Source organism: Limosilactobacillus rudii, from assembly GCF_014145455.1.
In the GTDB taxonomy this organism is placed as follows: Bacteria; Bacillota; Bacilli; order Lactobacillales; family Lactobacillaceae; genus Limosilactobacillus; species Limosilactobacillus rudii.
Map to the genome: position 1 here is coordinate 99,122 of NZ_JACIVB010000017.1, position 15,781 is coordinate 114,902.

Genomic DNA, 15,781 nt, shown 5'->3' on the forward strand with positions numbered 1-15,781 from the left:
ATTATTAATAATCAGTTAATCAAAGGAGGACATAATGATGATCACTGTAACACTACACTTACATCAAGCGTATGCCTTCTGGTTTAGCGACAAGCTCGTCCGCTGACCAGCAGTGATTTCGTCATTGTGACGTTTCCGGATGCACCCCAAACATCCGGAATCCTCTTTTATACTCATTCCAATCTGATCGAGGAACTTCGGATGCTAGTAAGTATTCGGAGTTCCTTTTTTAGTTAAGTCTACCTATTATAAGGAGGAAAAAACTATGCCAACAACTAAGCCTGAATTATTAACTAACCTCAATAGCAATTTTGCCAAACTCACCCCTGGGGGAATCCGCGAATTTGACTACAAGGCTAGCAAGATTTCTGGAATCATTAAATTAACCCTTGGTGAACCTGATTTTAATGTTCCTGCTGCGATGAAAGAAGCCGCAATCAAAAGCATTAACGACAACGATTCCCACTACGCTCCAGGAACCGGAACGCCAGCCCTGCGCCAAGCAATCAGTCATTTTATGCGTGATCGTTACAGTCTTGACTATGACCCTAATAGCGAAATTGCCGTAACCGTTGGTGCAACTGAAGGAATCTATGCCTCACTTTCAGCAATTATTAATCCTGGTGATGAGATTTTAATTACCACCCCAACTTTTCCACTATATATGGCAGTGACTAAGATTTTAGGCGGAGTCCCAGTTGAAATTGACACTAGTACTGATAATTTTGTCCTCACCCCTGCAAAACTCCAAGAAGCACTTGCGAACCATCCGCACGCAAAGGGAATTATCTTAAACTACCCATCCAACCCTACTGGCGTAACCTACACTGAATCACAGATTAAATCCCTAGCTGAAGCAATCAAAGCAACAAACCTGATTGTAATTGCTGATGAAATCTACTCTGAACTGGTATACGATGGTCAACACACATCAATCGCTAACTTCATCCCCGAACAAACCCTCATCCTCAACGGCGCATCAAAATCACATGCAATGACCGGTTACCGAATCGGCTTTATCGCTGGTCCCCAAGAACTAATGAAATCAGTTAGCGCAATTCACGCCATGATGGTCACTGCCGCATCAGATCCGGCCATGGCCGCTGCGGTTGCCGCCTTTGATACTGCCGAGGGAAAAACGGCTACTCTTAAGATGAAGAAAGCATATAAACAACGTCGTGACTTTATAGTTGATGCTTTGAAGCACCTAGGTTTTGATATTACTACCCCTAATGGTGCCTTCTACGTATTCGCTAAAATTCCAGCTAAGTTTGGCAAAGATGATATTAAGTTTGCAACCGACCTTGCTAATCAGGGAAAAGTAGCCGTAATTCCTGGCTCTTTCTTTGGTGCTGGTGGACAAGGATATGTTCGAGTTAGTTACGCCACAAGTATGGATAACTTAAAAGCAGCGGTTAAATTGATTGCTGATTTTGTAAAGGAGGATAACTAAGATGACTAAAATTCTAATGACCAGCGTTCGTGATGACGAGCAAGCAGCGATTAAGGACTACGCTAAACAACATAATATTGATATTATTACTACTCCCAAGTTAATCGACGATGCCATTGACCTAACTAATGATGTTGATGGGCTCGTCATTCAACAGCGGAGCAAACTTCCTGATGATATTTACGAAAAGCTCCACGCTAACGGGCTAAAACAAATTGCTACGCGGACAGCTGGCTTTGATATGGTCGATATTAAAAAGGCCAATGCAAATGGATTAACAGTGACGAATGTTCCTGCTTATTCCCCGCGGAGTGTTGCTGAGTTCGCATTAATGCAAATTTTTCGTCTATTACGGAAAACCTACCGTTTCGATCAACAAGTAGCTAATAATGATTACCGATGGTTCAGTGACGAACAGTCAATGGAAATTCACACGGCCACAATTGGCATCATTGGCGTTGGCCGAATTGGCGGAACCCTTGCTAAACTCCTCCATGCTCTTGGTGCAACTGTTTTAGGTTACGACACAAACCCACGAACTGATTTTGATGGGATTGTGCAATTTGTCCCTAAAGATGAACTATTAAAACGTGCAGATGTCGTAAGCCTACACGTAGACTTAAATCCCACTTCTAAAGGGCTAATTACCGCTAACGATTTTGCCTTAATGAAACCGTCTGCCGGATTAGTCAACGCGAGCCGGGGCCCCGTTGTAAATACGCAAGACCTTATTAATGCGTTGAAGAATGGCGAAATTGCCGCGGCTGCTCTTGATACTTTTGAAGGCGAAGAAACAGTCGCTGCCGCGGATCGTCGAGAAAAGGGACTCGACGACCAACCACTTGTAAAAGAGTTACATGCCATGGACAATGTTATCCTTACTCCTCATATCGCCTTCTTTACAAACCTCGCTGTCCAAAACATGGTCGATTTTGCCCTTGATGATACTCTTGCTATTCTCAACGGTAAATCCTCAGCACATGAAATTAAATTATAAAAATAATACCTGTCGTTTCTGAAATATTATGCAATCATTGCATTTTTTCAGTGTATTGTCGGGTATGTTTATAGGCAATTAGGTTGAACTATCACAAGGGAAACCGTAAACTATGGTTAATTAGATGAGGAGGGACTATCAATGACGAAATATAAAGTAACTGCGACTAAAACAACGACCGGAATGCAGGTGTCAGCCGGGACACGCGGCTTTGAGATTACCTTTGATGAGCCAGGAAGTACTAATACGGGAATGAATCCGGTTGAAATTCTCTTAACTTCATTTGGGGCCTGTCAAGCAATTACCGCCCATGCATTAGCTAATAAGCGTCACTTTGACTTACAAGCCTTCTGGGTAACAATCGAAGGTGACCTCGACCGCGAAAATGTCGCCGATGGTAAAAACGTTCGCAAGTTCACTGAAATCCACTATCAACCCCATCTCCGTAGCAGCGAATCCGACGAAGACATCAAAAAGTTCCTCACAGATGTAGCTGAGAAATGTCCTGTTGAAAATACCCTCACATACGGAACAAAATTTGTTCAAGATGGTTTTGTAAAAGTTGATTAATAAAAAGCGCCTCGGATTTTCTTTCTGAGACGTTTTTTTGCATGCATTGCATTACGAATAATGCAGAAAAGCTAACGAATTCTGCAACTTGCCCCATCATCTGCCCATTCACGTATTATTAAAGATAAATATGAGTGAATACGAGGGGTATTGATATGAAAATTCATTTTAATCGTAATTTTTTGCATAATGGCGAGTTCTACATCGACCTATTTCTAGCATTCTTGTGTAGTTTACCGTTCGCCGATTCGTTTCCAAACTACATCAACCTTTTCCTCTGGGTCTTTATCCTATACTTTCTCATTTCGGCGCTTACCATTATGTTTAAATTTGAATAATCAAAAAGCCTAGATCATTTTTTCGTGACTTAGGCTTTTTAAATATTCCATAATTGATAATATTCTTGATGATTGGCTAGCAAATCCTGATGGTTCCCACTTTCTGTAATCCGGCCATTGTTCATTACTACAATATTATTTACCCTCTTAGCAATCGACAAGCGATGAGCGATGAAAATAATTGTTTTATCTTGAACTTGTAAGAGATTATCAACAATTCCCTTTTCCGTGATTGGATCAAGGTTGCTTGTCGACTCATCAAAAATTAACACGTGAGCAGGCGATAATAAGGTCCTCGCAATCGCTAACCGTTGTTTTTGTCCACCCGATAGAGCAGTTGCTCCTTCATCTAGTTTTGTTTCATAACGCAATGGCATTTTTTGAATATCATCATATATTAAAGCTTTCTTACATGCATTATTAATTTCTTCTTCTGAAACCGATTGGTCAATTCCCATTACTAAATTTTCTCGAATTGTTCCCGAGAAAAGTTGTGGAGATTGCGGAAGATAGTGGACATACTGACGAATACTTGAAAGACTAAGCTCATTCAATGGCTGATAATTAAAATTTATTTCTCCTTGAGTTGGCGCATAAAATCGTACTAATAATTTAGCGAGCGTTGACTTTCCGGAACCACTTAAGCCAACGATTGCCAACTTAGAATTATTTTTGATTGTTAAATTAATACTCTGCAAGATTGGCTTACTATATTCATACGAATAATCAACATTCTTTATTACAATATCTCCTATAAAATTCTTGTTCTTAGAAGTGCCGACCTCTTCCATATCCACCTGTAAGACCTCATTTAGACGATTATTAGCAACTTTTGCTTCCTGTAATTTTACCTGCAAACTAATAATGCTCTGCAATGGACTGAGAAAAAAAGCTAACAAAGCATTGAAAGCCATTAACACTCCTAAACTTAGTTCACTATGAATTACCAAACTAGCCCCTTGATATAACACAATTGTAACTAAACCATATTGTAGCCATAGTTTAATAGCGTCCTGAAAAGATCTTGTTTTTACATAAGATAAATTCTTATTAAGGAAATCATGAAACTGTTTCTCAACATTTCTGTATCTTTTTTTCTCAAGCTGGAGTACTTTCAGCGTTTCAATTCCCTTTAAATCTTCAATAATTAAGGAGTTCAGCAATGCATTACTCTCCATCTGTTCTTGGTCTAACTTAGCAAAACGTTTGTTAAAAAGATAAATGACAATAATATAAATTGGAATAACAAATAAAGTGGTCAAAAATAAGCGTGAACTGTAAAAATAAAGAACAGCTCCTGTAATCACCATTACTCCAACATCGAGAAACATTGAAATAACCGTACTTGATAAGGCATCAATTATTTTATTAATGTCGCTAAATCGTGATGTAATTTCACCAGTCTTCCGCGTTGAGAAGAAATGCATTGGTAACTTATAGACATGCTGAATGTACCGAAGACTGATTTTCGATGATAATTGCTGATCAAGCTTAGTCAAAAAGAAATCGCGTAAATAATTAAATACAGAATTAAACAGGTAAATAATTACTAAACTCACTGCCAAAATACCTAACCCACTAGTATCTTTTGTAGGGATGAAGCGATCAACTATTACCTGTAAGTAATACGAACCTAAAATACTAATAAGTGTAATCACCGTTGCTGCGGAAACAACACCTAAAATATACTTTTTATAGTTAGCAAGATCCCGAAACATACTTAATAGCCCTGCTAGCGGTTCTTTTTTAGGTGTATAGTTTGACGCTGGTGTGAATAATAGGCAAATGCCAGACCATATTTGGTCAAACTCTTTACGAGACATCTTCTTCACTTTCGCTACCGGGTCAGAATCGGCTACATATATGTATTCTTTATCTGCTTTAAAAACAACACAGTAATGAAGTAAATCTTCTTTAACAACATGGGCAATTAATGGATACTTAACTTCTTCATCATCAAAAAGCTCAAGGTCAGCTTGAATTGCAGTTACATCTAAACCTAGCTTTTTAGCAGCCTTTACCAACCCTAATGCTGTTGTTCCCTGCTTCGTTGTTCGCGCCAAGTCACGAAGTTTAGCAAGCGGATATACAGAACCATAATTTCGTAAAATCATTGCTAGCGATGCTACTCCACAATCAGTTTCATCAACTTGCGCAACATAATATGAATAATTCACTATTCTCACCTTACTTTCCCATAAAAGAAACAAAGTCCAAAATATCAAAAATTCTGGGCTTTGGTTAAATATCTATAAATCTATTGTTTCTTAAACATAATTCGTAATGCAGCAAATATACCAATGGCCGTACAAGCAATACAGATTACTTCTTCATAGATATTACTTGCTTTGGGAATCGCAATAATCCAAAATATCGTTACTATCGTGTAAATATAAAAATCACCATTCTTGTAGAACGCTTGATTAAATCCCCTATCACTTTCAGGTACTCTAAACATAACCCACAAAACTGCAATAATAGCACCAATAAGAAATGCTGAACAAAAGATCATTTCAAAAATATTTTCTGCTTCTAATACTGGCTTAATCCACAGCACAATAAAAAGAAAGTAAAAATAAAAATTGAAATCCTTATAGAATTGTTTATTGACCTTCATTTCAGTAGCCTCCTATATAGTTAGTATATCTGTAAAATACTACCTTGATTCAATTTGCATTAATCGTATTGTTTTTTGCAGAATTCGTAATCGCTAACATAAAAAGTGACAAATTACCTTATAAGTTAAACGAATATTGCAAATTTAAAAATAGCGCTTACATTCTTTTATAATAAATACCAAGGAGGAGAAAAACAAGGAGATATTTAAAATGGTTAAATCACTAAACGAAAAAACATTAGCTAAAACTATCGGCGGTTATGGTAACTTTGCATTTGATGCTATTCAGGCAGTTGCAGTTAAAGGAAGTACATGGCATCATCGTCGTGACATCCAAAACGGATATTATGCATCTTCTTTCCATGAATAAAAGAAGATGACATAAAATGATACCATTCAAAAAAGCCAGAGTCCTTTAGCGGCTCTGGCTTTTAGTCATTCATCAATAAAATAATATTATGATTTTTCGCTTTTAAGAAAATCACTCAACATTTTCACCCTTCGAAAACTCACGGTTACTTTTAGTTCATGGTCATCATCAAAATAAATCATGCGCTTTTTTCTATTAAATTCTTGGATTGCGTGTGGATTTATTAAGGTACCCTGATTTACACGCAACAATCGATCATCTGCTATTTTTCCTAATTCACCATGATATTCAATTCGGATGTTTTTACCAACTATTCGTAAACGGCGGTTCTCATTTTTAACCGATTCAATATAATACAAGTCTTCAAAATTAACCTGTCGCTTTACCCCGCGCATTGGCTCATAAGTAAATTTTTCTTGTTGCTGCTGTTCACTATTTGAATAAAGTTTATAGCGTGCATAAGCCTCATCAATATCTTGCCTTAGTCGGTCAGTAACTGATGAAATATCCTTGCCTTTAGAGATATAATCAAACGGCTCAATTCGTCTTGAAACAGTATACGGTAAATATTCTGGATAAGCTGTCACAAAAATAATTGCAGCAAATTCAGCTTTCTTCCGAATTGCTTCTGCAACATCCATTCCCGTAACCTTACCATCTAGTTCAATATCTAAGATTGCTAGATAATCTTCTTTGCCAACCTTTTCAATTACCTCTTGCGGATCAGCAGTCTGCAACCAGACTTTCATATCATAGCTATGGGGCGTCTCATTAATCATTCGTCGCTGAGTTACTAACTTCTCAATATAGTCAGATTGATAATTATTATTCTCTAAAATAATTACTTTTAACATTTTATTCTCACTTTCCTTGAATAAAACAAGTCATAATAATTACCTTTTCTTTAATTTCTGCAGAAAACGAATAACGATCATCATCATCTACAAGTTGCGTAATATTAGATAAACCGATACCTTGGTGATTCTCCTTTTCTGAGTGTTCAAACTTCATCGCTTTATTAAGATCAACTGATTTTTCAAGTGAATTAGCAATAACAAGCTCGTAATTCTCATCATCATGCTTTATCAAGGCAAATTGAATATACGGCTTTTTTTGTTTAGCGGTAGCTTCTATTGCATTATCTAATAGGATACCGATAATCCGCGCTGTTTTTATTTCAGATCCCGGCAAACTATCTATTTCCGTATTTACTTCAATTGCAAGCGGAATTTCATTTTCAACTATCTTATAAGCTTTTTCTTTGATCAGATTACGTAATCCTGAAATATTTAACCTGCTTAATGAATTATCAATTCCTTCATAATTCTTACTATCAATATTAGTTTGTAAAAACGTCGATAACAACTGATTTGCCTTTTCATCATCGTGATCACGAATATAACCCTGAATACTAAGCAATACGTTTTTTATATCATGCCGTTCACGACGAACTTCCTCATATTGAGCATTAACTTTTTGGGCAACTGTAATCTGATTTCGATAGGTGTCTATTAACTGCTGTTGACGTTGGTTTTGTTCATTACTGCGAACAAAACCAATAAATCCTGTTCCACCAACAAAAATAATTATGAAATACACTACTAATAGTAACGAAGCATACTCATTAGCTATACCGTCTTTTTCTGCAAAAGAAGTTAAGCAAATATAAAGAAAAAAAAGGATAGCTGTTATCCTCCATAAGCGAATTGGGCGCGGAAAATTAACTATAAACCATGTTAATCTCGGTCTAATTAATTTTATAACAATTACTCCAAATATAATTGTAACTAATAAATCATTAAATGGAATTAACCATCCTAAAATAAATATATTTGTCTTTCCTTGCAAAAATAAAACATAAGTATAATGATTGACCAAGTCAAATAGCGAAGACATTATAATACTAGTAATCATGGCAAGAATATTATTTATAATTATATTAGTTTTATCTTTCACTCTATCAAACAACCATAATATTATTACTAAAAGCAATGGGTATAAGGACCCTACAGTCAGAGGAATAGATACAATTACAAAAGCTGTTAATCCAATTACTAGTATTTTCTTGAGAGATAATAAGTACAGCAGAAGATAGTAAATTATTAACGTTTCAAATATCTGCAAAAACTCAGAGATAAATGATTGGGCTATACCTAAAGTGATCATTATCTAAAATGTCTTTTTAAAACTGAAAACCAACTTCTATAAAAGTTAAGAGCACGTCCTCCACCATTAATCTTTGCTAGCTTTTCTTCTGAAATCTTTTTATATTTTTTTAGCATAATAAAATCACTTCTCCTTTTTTATCTAATTAAAATTCCACTTACATTCGCAACAATCAACATCCCTATAAATACCACTAAATTCAATGGTCCAGCGTGCAAAATACAATACAGTAAAATTAATCCAATATAAAATAGATTAATAATTACCAAATTTTTCTTCGTTTCTAAGTTCATTAAAATACCCCTATTTTACAAACCCCTGAGATAAAGCAAAAGAAAGAATAATTGTTATTACAAAACAAATTACCGCAATTAATATTGCGCGTTCAGCACTTGGACGCATGAATAAATTCTCCTTTAGTAGATAATTACAGGTTCATTTTTCTGTAAATCATGGAATGCTTCTCCAGCAACGTCTGGATGCATGTTGATACATCCATGTGATCCGCCACCTTTAGCCATATATGCATGCTTCGACCAGTCATGTCGCCAGCTTGCATCGTGAAAACCACACCCACTATCGGTAAACGGTGACCAGTACTGTACCTTGCTGGCATATTTTGAGCCATCATCATTTAACCCTCGAAGAACAGACGGTGTCTGTTGATACATGATATACCAAACACCCTTAGGCGTTTCATTGTCTTTATTATTTGTTCCACTAACAATGTCAGTACTAAGAACACATTTACCATCTTTATAAAACCATGCATGTTGATCAGCTATCGAAACTTCAGCATATGTATCACCAATCCCGTTATTAGACGTGATATCATATCCTGTTCCATGCTGGTTGTAGCCTTTACCGTATATGTCACTTTTTGCATTTACCGTCTTCTTATTATCAACCAGTGCATTAGCAAGGGTTTTGCCAGCTTGCTTTTTACTAATCTTCCATCCATATGAGCCTGCATCTGTTGTCTTAATCACCGACCCATCATGGGTTTTAAACTCAAAGGATTTACCAAGAGTTGCCTGCTTATTATTGATTTCATCAACCTTAGAATCAGCTGCAGATGTATCAAAATGATATTTGCCATTTTGGTACGTTGCACGACTAATAATATCAGCACATGAATACGTATATTTTTTGTTTTGAACTTGATAAATTACCTTTTTAGTAGCTAACTTATCTAAATTTTTCTTTTCATTTTGTACCGTCTTACTATTAGCAGATAGCGGAGACTTATACTCTGGAGTTAATTTAACCGTCCCGTTGACAATATCTTTATCTAACTCACTATCCAGGCCATCCAAGCTGTACTGAGTACCACCAACTGCCGGTTTTATATCCACTTTGCCATTCTCATATACGGCATAAGCATCAACTGGCGCTTTGCGTCCATTATTCAAATCAGTTACTTTTTGAGCAACTGCTTGTTTTGCTAATGGTAACTGATTACTATCAAAGTTATGTGGCTTAATCAAAATATTTCTCTTCTTATTTGATGGGAAAAACGTATATTGATCATGTAACGCAGTCGCTACTTTCTGACTATCCGCACCACTAAATCTAGCAATCGGTTTTTCTGAAGAATAAACTAAATCGTCATTTACGTAAACTTTAGTCGTTTGTGGATTCCTTTGTAGCTTAGCCAATGCTTGCTTAGCAGTTAATCCACCAACCGCAACTTCATTAATTCGAGTATTTTTATTAAAATGATTTTGCTGATGAATTGTCATGAATAATATTACTAGCACTAATAAACCACACATAATCATTATCAGTTGCTTAATAGTCAATTCCTTCATAAATTAGTACTCCAACTTGATTATTTAAACATCGAAACACCCTACGCACTACGTATTATAGCAGTAGGGGTTTCGATATTAAACTAGTGATAACATTATTTTATTATTTATAGAACGCGACGCGCAAAATTACTTAGTAACACGATAATTGTTAGTGCCATTCACCTTTGCGTAGTGGATAGTTTGACCGTTATAGGTTACCGAATTATTACCTTCCTTAGCATTCTTATAGAATTCTTCAGCCGTGGTATTACTATCAATCATCCCCGCCTTTTGAGCAGCACGGTAACTAAAGTTCATCCCATCAGCTACAGTTACAGCCTGTTGCGCATTCGTTGTCCGACTAGCGTTACTGTGACGAACTGCCCGCTGATTATTCGCTCTTACCGTAGCGGTCCGTGTATTTTGGCGATGACTTGGCTGAATATTATTATTTGTAACCTGACTATTATTTGCCGTTACCTGTTGAGCAGGCGCGTTATTATTTTGTGTTGGTGTATTTTCACTTACGTTGGCGTTTGTATCAGCAGTACTACTCTCATCTGCAACAGAACTATCATCAGTTGTTGCTGATTCATCAGATGAACTGTCCTTTTTTACATCTCGATGGTGCTTTTTTGCCGAACTGCTAACCGTTTCTGTCTTAACCGGTTTATCCTCAGCTACTTTCTTTGCAGACGATGACGGCCGCATTAGCATGTAGCCACCGCATACAAGAATAATTACAACGAGTAGTGAAATAATAGTTACTTTTCCCTTGTTTTTCATATTTGATCCCTTCACTTCTGTCTTCTGCTTTATATCTATCTTTTTAGTATACAAATATTTACTAAAGATGGTTCATTATGCATTATTCGTAGCGTTTTTTGCAGAATTCGTTAATAAACCGCTCATATTTTACTAAAAAGTAAAGAAATAGTAAAGAAGCGTTTTCATCATAAAAATTGAGCGTATAATGACGATGATTAAATTTTTGGAGGGGTTTAACATGAGAAAAGTTAAACTATTTAGCACTGCACTTGCCGTTATTGCCGGCTTATCACTCGCCGAAGCAAACGCTAATGCGGCCCAAAGAAGTAACAATAATACTAATGATGTTAATGAAGTCGGTTCACTAATTTACGCTAATGCTTACGGACAAGATTACGTTAATGACGCGCATAATATCAGCGTTTTCAAAGATAGTAATGGTCGTTATGGAATTGGTCAAGGAACTGCTGACAGCACAGCATTCTTTAAGATTAACAATGACGGTACTGTTACTATCTGGCAAATTAAAGGTGACCAGAATACCCCAACATACAAGCAAGGCTATACAAAGAAGACTGTTTCAATCGCTAGTCTGCAAAAATCTGAAAATCAAACAAGCGCTCAAAAATCAACAATCAATCACGCTGTTTCCGCAATCAAGAGTAACCCATCTGCAACCCCAACCAATGGCAACAATAATGGAACAACTCGTAACCGGCAGCAATTATTACAAGACGGTCAAGTAATTGACGATCTCGGTCTAAAACTATATAACCGCTACTATGGCACTGCCTACCAAAACCCAAACCTAGATGTCTTCAAGGATAGTAATGGACGAATGGGTATTGGTCGTGGGGGCTTCAATAACACCATCTACTACAAGATTAATAGCGACGGCAAGACAATGACCGTTTGGCGTCCTGTCTCCAACGCTAACACCCCCGCTGCCAAACAACAGTACACTACTTCCACTGTTTCATTGAGCTCTCTTGGCTTCAATCCAGATGGTCAAGCTAGTTCGAATTCCCAATCAAGTAACAGTAGTACACAAAGCCAGGCTAGTGCTAGCTCCACTTCAGCAACAAGCCAATCAACTCAGACTAGTTCAGCCAACAAGACATCAACAGCTGATCCGGCAATTACAAGTGCCCGTCCTACTGCCAATGAAGCACAACAAGTCGTTAAAAAAGCCAGTCAAAAGATCACCGTTCCTTCATCTCAAGGTAAGCAAACTCTTTCTTACTACAAGATTGCTGCATTAGTTTATGCCAAGGCGTACGGTGCCGACCGTCTCGGTAGCGACCAAGGATTACAATTAACAATGAACAAGAATCACTCTCGTTTTATCCTTGGTGAGGGAACTACCGATAGCACCCTCCTCTTCCGGGTAAATCAAGGAAAGAAGACTGTTACAGTATGGACACTGAATGACAGCGACCGAACAACTAATAAGAATACTTACGAAATTAGTTCATTAATCAACGAGTTCTATGCTACCAGTAGCCAACAAAATTTGATTAATACTACTGCCCAATCGTTAAAGAAATAAGGGATAAGAAATAGCGAGGCCGAGAAAAAACAAAATGTTTTTTCTCGGCCTCAACCTATTACTAATAGTATCCAAACTTATAGAGCCTGGTTAATTCCCAGCTTATTTATTATTTATCTTAAAATATCGATTAAATTTTTATTTGCTGCCTGGCGAGCAGGCAAAATTCCAAAAATTAATCCAACTGCTGCCGATGTCCCAAATGCTAATAAGAACGCGTTCAGTGAAACATGAGCATGGATATGAATTCCGCTGCCACCACCAATTGCATTCGATAACAGCGGTGCTAGTAAGTGCGCAAGGCCTGCACCGCCAAGGAAGCCTAGTAATCCACCCGTTAGCGTTAAAATTACCGCTTCAACGAGGAACTGCATCATGATGTTAAAGGGTGTTGCTCCCACTGCCAGTCGAATTCCAATTTCTTGCGTTCGTTCTGAAACCGAAATATACATCATATTCATTACCCCGATACCAGCAATGAATAACGAGATTGCCGCGATAAAACTAATGAAAGTCGTGATAATACTCATTTGTGATGAGAATTGTTTTAAGGCTTTTTCCATATCAAGATACTGATAAGTTCCTTGTGTCGCTGCCGGACTATTTTTCTTTAGGTACTTAGCAACTTTACGTGAAATCGCACTAGCATTAGCGCCCTGACTAAACGTCAATTTCAGCGTATCGCCCTCTTTTACACTATTTTCTTGGTAATATAGGGCCTTAGGTAAAAGCAGATTTACCCCGTATGAATTTTGATCACCATCAGCGGTAAACTGAGCCTGCGTTTTGTACACTCCCGTAACTTTATAGGTGACATTATTGACTGTTACTGTTGTCCCAAGAGCGTTTTGAGCAGTTCCATATTGCTTTTTTGCCATCGACTCACTCATTAACGCATTTGCTTGCCCCGTTGCAAGGTCTTGCTTAGTAAAGTTTTTTCCAGCAATTAACTTAATTGCATGTGTTGGCTTTTTTAGTAAACTCAAGCTTACCTTAGTCGTTGTATCACCAACATCTGCCTGCGTTGACAAATTATCAGTCTCTTGTTCAATTTCAACTTTCTTTACTTCACCGCCGAACTGGGTATTGATATCATCAACCTGCTCTTGAGTGAACCCATAGACCGCTGAATTAATGTTATCTGGATCATAGGCGATTTCAGTTGTTTGCTGACCTTGCTTAGCGTTATTACCAAACTTATCATACATTGTCTTGGTAATTCCATCCCCAATACCAAGGATCGCAATTACGGCCGCAATCCCAATCATGATACCGATAATCGTAAGGAAACTTCGCTTTTTATTTGCCTTTAATGATTGAATGGCCGACTTAAATAATTCAATCAGTTGCATGCAGTTCACCATCCTTACTATCACTTACTACCCGTCCATCGATAATTTTAATGACTCGCTCACATTGTTCAGCTACGTGAGGATCGTGGGTAACCATGATAATTGTCGTCCCCTCTTGCTTATTAAGATGCTTAAAGAGGTTCATAATTTCCTGACTTGTTTCTGTATCTAAAGCACCGGTTGGCTCATCCGCAATTAAAAATTTGGGATGTGTTGATATTGCCCGGGCAATAGATACTCGTTGTTGTTGCCCACCAGACATATTCTTAGGGAGTTGGTTCTCATAGCCTGCTAAACCAACCTGCTTAAGAACTTCAGATACTCGACTACTAATTTCTTTGCGTCGCTTTCCTGCGTATAGCAACGGCAAGGCAACATTATCTGCAACGGTTGATTCGCGGAGAAGTTTAAAATTTTGGAAGACAAAACCAACATTCCTGTTTCGCAAAGTTGAAAATTGCTTACGAGTATAGTCATGAATTGGCTGATCTTGATAAAAATATGTTCCTTCAAAATCATCATCAAGAAAACCAATGATATTGATAAGTGTCGACTTTCCAGATCCAGACTCACCAATAATTGCGACTAACTCGCCCTGGTCAATTTCAATATTAATATCGTGAAGAACGTGAAATCGATGATTACCCTGCTGGTAGTACTTATTGATATTTTTTAGTGTGATCATATTAATCAACCTTCGCGTTATCTTTAAGTTTACTATTAGGGTTCGTTACAATTCGGTCACCTGCATCGACACCATCTGTCACAATATATGAACTATTAAACGCGTGACCGCTAACCTCTGTCTCTCGTACTCGATCATTCGCTCCGACAACAAAAACTTTGCCATGGCGAACAGCAGACTTCGGAATCTGGACACCATCCTGTTTGACTGATGCCTTTGCTGTTTGCCCTGCCATGAACTTGTTGGCGTTTACATTAGCAGTAACCTCATATTTGGTATTATTTCCAGTACTCTTAGTTGGAATTGTTGCGAGGTAGCTCACCTGGGTATTTGCTTGACGGTTCGTTGCTAATGCTTTTACCGTTAAGTTGGTACTTTGATGTAATTTACTGTAATCATATTCCGATACCTGCCCCACAAATTGAAGAGTATCAGAATATAAAGTCACTACCGGTTCGCTTTGTTTTGATTGATCAACAGTTACGTATCCCGAAAAGGGCGCAGTTAAGGTCTGATTTACCTTCCCTGAGGCAGTATTAAGCCGCTGCTGAGTTGAATTAACACTAGCTTGAGCATCAGCATATGCATTTTGTGCCTCATTCAATTGATTTTGTAAATCAGCATAACCCTCATCACCGCGGTTCATCCCATTTAACTGTTGACGGAGATTATTCACCGTTTGCTGCTGCGTATTCATTGTTCGTTGGCTTTTACCAAGATCAGCTTGTAATTCAGCGACACTATCCTGCGTATTATCATTATGCATCGTTAAAATTGCTTCCCCTTGGGTTACGTGATCCCCATTCTTAACGTTTAAGCCCTGTAATTTGCCTGATGGTAGTGTCAATGTCTGTGTTTGAACCGGCTCAATCTTCCCGGTCAAATTGAAGTCCGCCTGGGACGTCACTTTCATAATGTTATACTTGGTTTTCGCTGCATCTTTTTCTTTATTAGCGTGTTGAATCGCCGTAATAATAAAAATGATCACAAGTAGCGCGCCGATTCCTACTCCCCATCGGCGCTTTTTTGTCGCAAATAATCGTCGTATTCGTGATTGATGACGGTTGTTTCTCTTTGGAGGCATAATTTTTCTCCTTCAATAGTAATTTTCTAGTTAGTTACT

At 37.6% G+C, this 15,781-nt stretch carries 15 protein-coding genes; 5 read left to right on the forward strand and 10 right to left on the reverse strand.

Annotated features, from left to right (window positions below):
- The first annotated feature begins 265 nt into the window (after positions 1 to 265).
- The 3 genes from H5S39_RS00630 (at position 266) to H5S39_RS00640 (ending at position 3,020) form a co-directional block, all read left to right on the forward strand.
- Entirely contained in the window at positions 266 to 1,453 is a 1,188-nt protein-coding gene (locus H5S39_RS00630) for an aminotransferase class I/II-fold pyridoxal phosphate-dependent enzyme (protein WP_182595157.1), read from the forward strand.
- Between the two features lies 1 nt (position 1,454).
- Positions 1,455 to 2,450, forward strand: a complete 996-nt coding sequence (locus H5S39_RS00635) for a D-2-hydroxyacid dehydrogenase (protein WP_182595158.1) — start codon at positions 1,455 to 1,457, stop codon at positions 2,448 to 2,450.
- 141 nt (positions 2,451 to 2,591) lie between these two features.
- Positions 2,592 to 3,020 (forward strand): OsmC family protein, encoded by a 429-nt coding sequence (locus H5S39_RS00640; RefSeq protein WP_182595159.1) that lies wholly within the window; start codon positions 2,592 to 2,594, stop codon positions 3,018 to 3,020.
- A gap of 376 nt (positions 3,021 to 3,396) precedes the next feature.
- Here H5S39_RS00640 and H5S39_RS00645 read toward each other — a convergent pair whose 3' ends face one another.
- Together H5S39_RS00645 and H5S39_RS00650 are read right to left on the reverse strand one after the other, a co-directional pair.
- Entirely contained in the window at positions 3,397 to 5,535 is a 2,139-nt protein-coding gene (locus tag H5S39_RS00645) for a peptide cleavage/export ABC transporter (RefSeq protein WP_182595160.1), read from the reverse strand.
- 80 nt (positions 5,536 to 5,615) lie between these two features.
- The gene (locus H5S39_RS00650; protein ID WP_182595161.1) at positions 5,616 to 5,975 is read right to left on the reverse strand and encodes a hypothetical protein; all 360 of its coding nucleotides are present in this window, start codon (positions 5,973 to 5,975) and stop codon (positions 5,616 to 5,618) included.
- 211 nt (positions 5,976 to 6,186) lie between these two features.
- On the opposite strand from H5S39_RS00650, the gene H5S39_RS00655 reads away from it, so the two are divergent.
- Entirely contained in the window at positions 6,187 to 6,345 is a 159-nt protein-coding gene (locus H5S39_RS00655) for a hypothetical protein (protein WP_182595162.1), read from the forward strand.
- 86 nt (positions 6,346 to 6,431) lie between these two features.
- On the opposite strand, the gene H5S39_RS00660 is transcribed toward H5S39_RS00655, so the two are convergent.
- The 5 genes from H5S39_RS00660 to H5S39_RS00680 form a co-directional block, all read right to left on the reverse strand.
- On the reverse strand, positions 6,432 to 7,199 hold the full coding sequence (locus tag H5S39_RS00660; protein ID WP_182595163.1) for a LytR/AlgR family response regulator transcription factor: 768 nt from the start codon (positions 7,197 to 7,199) through the stop codon (positions 6,432 to 6,434).
- 7 nt (positions 7,200 to 7,206) lie between these two features.
- A complete protein-coding gene (locus tag H5S39_RS00665; protein WP_231832849.1) occupies positions 7,207 to 8,301 on the reverse strand; it encodes a GHKL domain-containing protein in 1,095 nt (364 codons plus the stop codon).
- 209 nt (positions 8,302 to 8,510) lie between these two features.
- Positions 8,511 to 8,627 (reverse strand): bacteriocin, encoded by a 117-nt coding sequence (locus H5S39_RS11720; protein ID WP_182595165.1) that lies wholly within the window; start codon positions 8,625 to 8,627, stop codon positions 8,511 to 8,513.
- Positions 8,628 to 8,927: 300 nt separating this feature from the next.
- Positions 8,928 to 10,322: a L,D-transpeptidase family protein gene (locus H5S39_RS00675; RefSeq protein WP_182595166.1), complete on the reverse strand. Its 1,395-nt coding sequence runs from the start codon at positions 10,320 to 10,322 to the stop codon at positions 8,928 to 8,930.
- Between the two features lie 129 nt (positions 10,323 to 10,451).
- A complete protein-coding gene (locus H5S39_RS00680) occupies positions 10,452 to 11,090 on the reverse strand; it encodes a RodZ family helix-turn-helix domain-containing protein (RefSeq protein ID WP_182595263.1) in 639 nt (212 codons plus the stop codon).
- Between the two features lie 220 nt (positions 11,091 to 11,310).
- Here H5S39_RS00680 and H5S39_RS00685 point away from each other — a divergent pair, with 220 nt between their 5' ends.
- Positions 11,311 to 12,621, forward strand: a complete 1,311-nt coding sequence (locus H5S39_RS00685; RefSeq protein ID WP_182595167.1) for an Lreu_0056 family protein — start codon at positions 11,311 to 11,313, stop codon at positions 12,619 to 12,621.
- A gap of 113 nt (positions 12,622 to 12,734) precedes the next feature.
- Here the strand turns inward: H5S39_RS00685 and H5S39_RS00690 are convergent, their stop codons facing one another.
- From H5S39_RS00690 to H5S39_RS00700, 3 genes are read right to left on the reverse strand one after another with little or no spacing between them, the layout of a single operon-like run.
- The gene (locus H5S39_RS00690; protein WP_182595168.1) at positions 12,735 to 13,973 is read right to left on the reverse strand and encodes an ABC transporter permease; all 1,239 of its coding nucleotides are present in this window, start codon (positions 13,971 to 13,973) and stop codon (positions 12,735 to 12,737) included.
- Complete coding sequence (locus tag H5S39_RS00695; RefSeq protein WP_182595169.1) at positions 13,960 to 14,658, reverse strand: ABC transporter ATP-binding protein; 699 nt, start codon at positions 14,656 to 14,658, stop codon at positions 13,960 to 13,962. Before H5S39_RS00695 ends, H5S39_RS00690 begins: the two co-directional genes overlap by 14 nt.
- A 1-nt stretch (position 14,659) precedes the next feature.
- Positions 14,660 to 15,742 (reverse strand): efflux RND transporter periplasmic adaptor subunit, encoded by a 1,083-nt coding sequence (locus H5S39_RS00700; protein WP_182595170.1) that lies wholly within the window; start codon positions 15,740 to 15,742, stop codon positions 14,660 to 14,662.
- Positions 15,743 to 15,781 lie beyond the last annotated feature (39 nt).

Bases quoted from the DNA above. Each gene is read 5' to 3' on its own strand.
- H5S39_RS00630 (WP_182595157.1), top strand. From the start codon at position 266: ATGCCAACAACTAAGCCTGAATTATTAACTAACCTCAATAGCAATTTT.
- H5S39_RS00635 (WP_182595158.1), top strand. From the start codon at position 1,455: ATGACTAAAATTCTAATGACCAGCGTTCGTGATGACGAGCAAGCAGCG.
- H5S39_RS00640 (WP_182595159.1), top strand. From the start codon at position 2,592: ATGACGAAATATAAAGTAACTGCGACTAAAACAACGACCGGAATGCAG.
- H5S39_RS00650 (WP_182595161.1), bottom strand. From the start codon at position 5,975: ATGAAGGTCAATAAACAATTCTATAAGGATTTCAATTTTTATTTTTAC.
- H5S39_RS00655 (WP_182595162.1), top strand. From the start codon at position 6,187: ATGGTTAAATCACTAAACGAAAAAACATTAGCTAAAACTATCGGCGGT.
- H5S39_RS00660 (WP_182595163.1), bottom strand. From the start codon at position 7,199: ATGTTAAAAGTAATTATTTTAGAGAATAATAATTATCAATCTGACTAT.
- H5S39_RS11720 (WP_182595165.1), bottom strand. From the start codon at position 8,627: ATGCTAAAAAAATATAAAAAGATTTCAGAAGAAAAGCTAGCAAAGATT.
- H5S39_RS00675 (WP_182595166.1), bottom strand. From the start codon at position 10,322: ATGAAGGAATTGACTATTAAGCAACTGATAATGATTATGTGTGGTTTA.
- H5S39_RS00680 (WP_182595263.1), bottom strand. From the start codon at position 11,090: ATGAAAAACAAGGGAAAAGTAACTATTATTTCACTACTCGTTGTAATT.
- H5S39_RS00685 (WP_182595167.1), top strand. From the start codon at position 11,311: ATGAGAAAAGTTAAACTATTTAGCACTGCACTTGCCGTTATTGCCGGC.
- H5S39_RS00690 (WP_182595168.1), bottom strand. From the start codon at position 13,973: ATGCAACTGATTGAATTATTTAAGTCGGCCATTCAATCATTAAAGGCA.
- H5S39_RS00695 (WP_182595169.1), bottom strand. From the start codon at position 14,658: ATGATCACACTAAAAAATATCAATAAGTACTACCAGCAGGGTAATCAT.
- H5S39_RS00700 (WP_182595170.1), bottom strand. From the start codon at position 15,742: ATGCCTCCAAAGAGAAACAACCGTCATCAATCACGAATACGACGATTA.